Origin of the sequence: Neptuniibacter sp. UBA6509, assembly GCA_002435145.1 — a bacterium.
Classification (GTDB): Bacteria; Pseudomonadota; Gammaproteobacteria; order Pseudomonadales; family Balneatricaceae; genus Neptuniibacter.
Genome location: DJLT01000035.1, coordinates 1 through 2,528 on the forward strand (window position 1 = coordinate 1; position 2,528 = coordinate 2,528).

Consider the following 2,528-nt stretch of genomic DNA (forward strand, 5'->3'; position numbering starts at 1 on the left):
GTTAATACCAAGTGGAATTTTCTCTATATCACTAACTGATTGAATATACCCCGTTGCGGTAACCATATATTCAGCTTCAGCCATTTCCACAACGGATGCGCCAGTTTCTTTGTTCCCTTTTTGTAAGGCTATTTGTATTAAACTTAGAGGAATATCGTAAGCTCTCAATTTATCAGGATCTACTTGCACTTGATACTGCTTAACCATACCACCAACGGCGGCAACTTCGGACACGCCCGGAACAGTTTGTAGTTCATACTTTAAGAACCAGTCTTGAATGCTTCTTAATTGGCTTAGATCATGGTTTCCAGACTTATCTGTTAAAGCGTAAATGTATACCCAACCCACACCTGTTGCATCAGGTCCTAATTGAGGTTTTGCCGAATCAGGCAGGCTTGATGCTACTTGGCTTAAGTATTCAAGTACTCTGCTTCTAGCCCAATACAAATCAGTATCATCATCAAAAATGATATAGACGTAGGAATCACCAAAAAATGAGTAACCACGAACAGTTTGCGCTCCCGGTACTGACAACATGGCTGTAGTAAGGGGAAACGTCACTTGATCTTGCACTACTTGTGGTGCCTGTCCCGGATAGCTCGTCTTAATTATCACCTGCACATCAGAAAGATCGGGGAGTGCATCTACTGGTGTTTTTTGTAATGAATACAAACCACCAAACGCGATAATTAAGGTAATCAACAAAACAAAGAAACGATTGCCGATAGACCATCTAATAATTGATTCAATCATTATTTTTCTCCCACTTAATGATTAGAATGATCAACAGCAGCTTTATTTTCCTTGCCGTGTTGTTCATCTGATTCAAGAGAAATGTCAGTGATAACTAAGTCATCTCTAACCTCAAAAGTGAAAGTGACATTATCACCGACATTGAAATCAACCATTTCTATATTGTCCGCGACGATAAAATCCATCGTCGCAGCAGGTCTATCCCATTTCTCTATTGGGCCTCTGCTAATATTTAGAATCCGTGTATCAATATCAATCGCATTGATCAAACCAGATACTGTTGCTGATGATACTTCAGGCTCACTCATGATATGAATTCCAGTAATTTCATATCCACCGTCTTCGGTTTTGCTCACTTCAAAGTGCAAAGATTGACCTGACTTTAATGAGTCAATATCGACTTTTTCAGCCACAGTAAAATCCATAACCATTTCAGGCCAATCCCAAGCTTCAGCAGGGCCATGTGAAATATTAACCATGCGGTGCCCTGCCATAACACTATTAACATCCCCTTGCATCCAAACAGAGTTAGGCACTTCATCATGAGTCATTCGTTTAAAGTCAGAGCTTTTACTTGATTCAGAATCAATCAAGAATTGGGCAGATGTCATCACAACGTCATCTTCATTTAAGCCGTCTAATATTTCGATGCTGTCGATATCAACCCGGCCAATAGTCACTTCAATAGATTTAAATTGCCCATCACCTAACGCAAGTACTACTCTGTCCTGTTTACCTGTTCTAATAACGGCTTCTTTAGGCACGAGGATGGTGCTATCAGCTTGATTAGCGTGAATAGAGACTTGTGCAAACATATTTGGTTTTAATTGATAGTCTGTGTTATCAAATTTCAATCTCACTCGGAGTGTGCGTGTTTTACTGTTCAATGTTGGATAAACATAATCAACGACACCAGCCCAGTCCTCTCCGGGTAAATAATCCAGTGTCATTGATACAGGAAGTCCTTTTTTAATTAAGGCTGCGTCACGTTCAAACACTTCTGCTTCAACCCAAACTTGATCTAGCTGGCCAATGCTTAATAAGGTGTTTCCCGGCTTTACATAAAAACCTTCTCTAACCTTCAAACCATCGACAACACCTGCTTGTGGTGAATAAAAGGTAATTGTTTGCTGAACCTTTCGTGTCTTTTCTAGCTTTTGAACAAAGTCTGCTGAAAGCTGTAACGCTTTTAGGCGATCTTTGGCTGCTGAAATTAAAGAACTATTGTTGCGCTTTAACGCTATTAACAGCTCTTCCTGAGCATTAACTAACTGAGGAGAATAGAGCGTATAAAGAGGTTGACCTTTTTTTACAGGATTACCTGCTGCTTTGACATAGAGTTTTTCAATCCAACCATCAACACGTGGATGAATATGGATCAGTTTATCTTCATCATATTGAACGTAACCTACCGTTGAGATTTCGGTATGCATATTTTTCAGCTCCACAGGTGCAGTACGAACCCCAAGGTTATTCACTACATGAGGCGCAATTTTTACAGCTCCGGGGCCAAAGTCTTCACCAGATGACCCATCCTCATATACAGGAATTAAATCCATCCCCATAGGCGACTTACCGGGCTTGTCCCGGCGGTAATTAGAATCCATCGGTGCAACCCAATACAGAGGCTTTTTNNAGCATTAACTAACTGAGGAGAATATAGTGTATAAAGAGGCTGCCCTTTCTCTACAGGGTTACCTGCTGCTTTGATGTAAAGTTTATCAATCCAGCCATCAACCCGTGGGTGGATATGAATTAGCTTATCTTCATCATAT

At 40.5% G+C, this 2,528-nt stretch carries 3 protein-coding genes; all 3 read right to left on the bottom strand.

Annotated features, from left to right (window positions below; genetic code table 11):
- Positions 1-753, bottom strand: a 753-nt coding sequence (locus B4K11_RS04665) for an efflux RND transporter permease subunit (protein ID WP_292959250.1), incomplete at its 3' end; no start/stop codon positions are given.
- A 14-nt stretch (positions 754-767) separates the two neighbouring features.
- Complete coding sequence (locus tag B4K11_RS04670; protein WP_292959251.1) at positions 768-2,360, bottom strand: efflux RND transporter periplasmic adaptor subunit; 1,593 nt, start codon at positions 2,358-2,360, stop codon at positions 768-770.
- Entirely contained in the window at positions 2,303-2,509 is a 207-nt protein-coding gene (locus B4K11_RS04675; RefSeq protein WP_422656513.1) for an efflux RND transporter periplasmic adaptor subunit, read from the bottom strand. Before B4K11_RS04675 ends, B4K11_RS04670 begins: the two co-directional genes overlap by 58 nt.
- Between the last annotated feature and the right edge of the window lie 19 nt (positions 2,510-2,528).

Excerpts from the sequence above, each read along its gene's own strand:
- B4K11_RS04670 (WP_292959251.1), bottom strand. The coding sequence starts at position 2,360 with ATGGATTCTAATTACCGCCGGGACAAGCCCGGTAAGTCGCCTATGGGG.